The following is a 2577-nucleotide window of genomic DNA, read 5'->3' as shown; positions in this document are numbered from 1 at the left end:
GCGATGACCTTCTGCTGGGCGTCGTCCACATCGGAGACCCGCACCGGACCCAGGGCCTCCAGGTCCTCCTTGAGCATCTCGGCCTGGCGCTTGGAAACGTTGCCGAAGAAGCGCTCGCGGAGATCTTCCGGGGCCCCCTTGAGGGCCATGATCAGATCGTCGTTCTCGATCTCCCGCAGCAGCCGCTGGAGACTCCGATCGTCGAGGCTGTCCAGGTCCTCGAACTTGAACATGCGCTTGTCCAGCTCCTCGGCCAGGTCCTCGTCGTACTCGCTGACCCCCGCCAGCAGGTCTTCCGAGGCCTCCGGGCCCACCGACGCTACCAGGGAGGCGGCGAGGTCCAGACCGGAAAATGTCGTGACCACACCCTGCTCCAGCTGCTCCAGGTCGTCGGCCAGGGTCTCCTCGATCTGCTCCATGAGCTCGCTGGGCACTTCCTCCATGCGACCAAGGGCCAGCGCCACCTGCTGTTGGTATCCTGGGGGGAAGTTTTGGTACACCGCCTGGGCCTTGTCGGAGGCCAGATAGGACAGGATCAGGGCGGTTGTCTTGGGCTGCTCCCGGGCGAAATACTCGGCCAGGTACTCGGGCTTGGCGTTGGACAGCTTGTCCCAGATGAACTCCGTTCCCGGGCTCTCCAGGCGCTGGATGATGGGATCGGCCTTGCGTCCCAGCGTCTCCTGCAGGAACTCCACCACGGCGCTGTGACCGAAGGCCGGCGTACTCGGCAGGCCCGCCCGGTCCATGAACTCGTCCACAACCGCCCGCACCTGCTCCTCGGAAACCGGCTCCATCTCCAGCATATGGCGGGAGATCCGCAGCACGGATTCCTGATCCATGCGCTCCAGCAGGGTGCGCGCATCGGCACCCAGGTAGCGCATTAGGACCGCGGCCTTGTCCAGCCCGGAAAGGCCATGAGCCGCATCGCGCTCGGTCTCCGACTTGCTCGGCATCTCCGCCATGGTGATTCAACCGCCCTCTTGCGACAGGTTCGGCTCGGGCTCACCTTCCGCCATCGGCTCGGAGTCCGTGCTCATTCCCGCAGCCATTGACGGATCACGGATGCGGTATTGTCCTGGCGCTGCTGCACCATGGAGCGGACGTGATCCCGGCGCTCTTCCTCGGCGGCGGCCCGCTCCTCGATCTCCTGGCGGCGCTTCTCCATCTGCTCCAGGTGCTCATCCCGCTGAGGGGCGGCCGGCGAGCCGCCCCCTTCGGGGCCCTCTACGCTCGGATAGCCCGCCTGGGGCACGGCCAAGCGCGGCCGGGCCTCCCTCAGGTACCGCATGAGCGGCCGCACCGCGAACAACAGCACCAGCAGGGTCACCAGTACGTAGCCGCCGTAGCGCGCCAGCTGCATGTACAGATCCCAGCTGCCGCCCTGACCCAGCTGCCCCGCCGCGGTGGGACCGCCGGCGGCTTCCATGGGTAGGCTCTGGACCGTGACCTGATCGCCCCGTTCGGGATCGATCCCGGCGGCGTTGGCGACAAGCTCCCGGATATTGGCCAGCTGGTCCTCGCTGCGCGCCTGGAAGCCCTCCTGGCCCTCGGCCGACTGGCCGCCTACCAGCACCGAAACGGTCAGGCGCTTGACCCCGCCGCCGGGGCGGGTCACGTCCCGGACCGTCTTGCTGATCTCGTAGTTGGTCACCTCCTCCCGGACATTGGAGCTTTGCCCCCCATTGGCGTTGGGAGCGGCGCCACCTTCGCCCTCGGCCTCCGGGACGTTGGCCTCGGCACCGGCCGGCCCGCCGGCGCCGGGGCCGTCCTGGCGCGTCTCGGTGCGCACCTTTTCCGAGCGGGCAGCCTTGCTGAAGGGATCGTACTCGACCTCGTGCAGCTTCACCTGCTCGTCATCGATGGCGGCGTTGACCCGGACCTCCGCCTGGTTATTGCCGACAATCCGCTCCACCAGGGAGGTCAGCTCCTCCTCCAGACCGGTTTCGATGTTGCGCTGATAGGCCAGCAGCTCGTCGCCGGGGCCCGACTTGGGCTGATCCTTCTTGTCGCCGTTGAGGACCCGGCCGTTCTGGTCCACCACCGTGACCTGATCCGTTTTTAGACCTTCAACAGCCGACGCCACCAGATTGGCGACGCCCGTCACCGACTCCTGGCCCAGGGACCCCCGGTTTTCCAGTTCCACTGTCACGGACGCCTTGGTGGGCTTCTGCTCCTTCTCGAACAGGGCCTTCTCCGGCATGACCAGATGCACGCGGCTGCTTTTGACCTGTTCCAGCTCATTGACCGTGCGCTGGAGCTCACCCTCGAGGGCGCGCTGGTAGTTGAGCCGCTGGGCGAAGCTCGACATGCCCACCACATCGCGCTGATCGAACAGGGAAAAGCCCTTGCGGTCGCCACCGGGAACACCTTTCTTGGCCAGTGCCAGGCGCACGCGTGACACCTCGCCGGCAGGCACCTTGATCACATTGCCGCCGCCCGACAGCTCGTATTTGACGCCACGCTGCTCCAGCTGGTCCACCACGGAGCCGGCAGTGGACTGGTCGAGGTTGCTGTACAGGACCGCGTACTCGGGCTGGTTGGCCCAGTAGACGAGGCCACCGAAACCGGCCAGCATCA

Annotated in this window: 2 protein-coding genes; both read right to left on the bottom strand. The window is 66.6% G+C overall.

What is annotated here, in order from left to right; genetic code table 11:
- Nucleotides 1–962 (bottom strand): flagellar motor switch protein FliG (locus V5A19_RS14250; RefSeq protein ID WP_332327988.1); only part of this gene is annotated, 962 nt, incomplete at its 3' end.
- Nucleotides 963–1033: 71 nt separating this feature from the next.
- A partial coding sequence (gene fliF, locus V5A19_RS14245) for a flagellar basal-body MS-ring/collar protein FliF (protein ID WP_332327987.1) occupies nt 1034–2577 on the bottom strand: 1544 nt, incomplete at its 5' end.

The organism is Thiohalorhabdus sp. (genome assembly GCF_036628635.1).
Lineage (GTDB): Bacteria > Pseudomonadota > Gammaproteobacteria > Thiohalorhabdales > Thiohalorhabdaceae > Thiohalorhabdus.
This window is presented reverse-complemented; position numbering and strand designations above follow the sequence as displayed.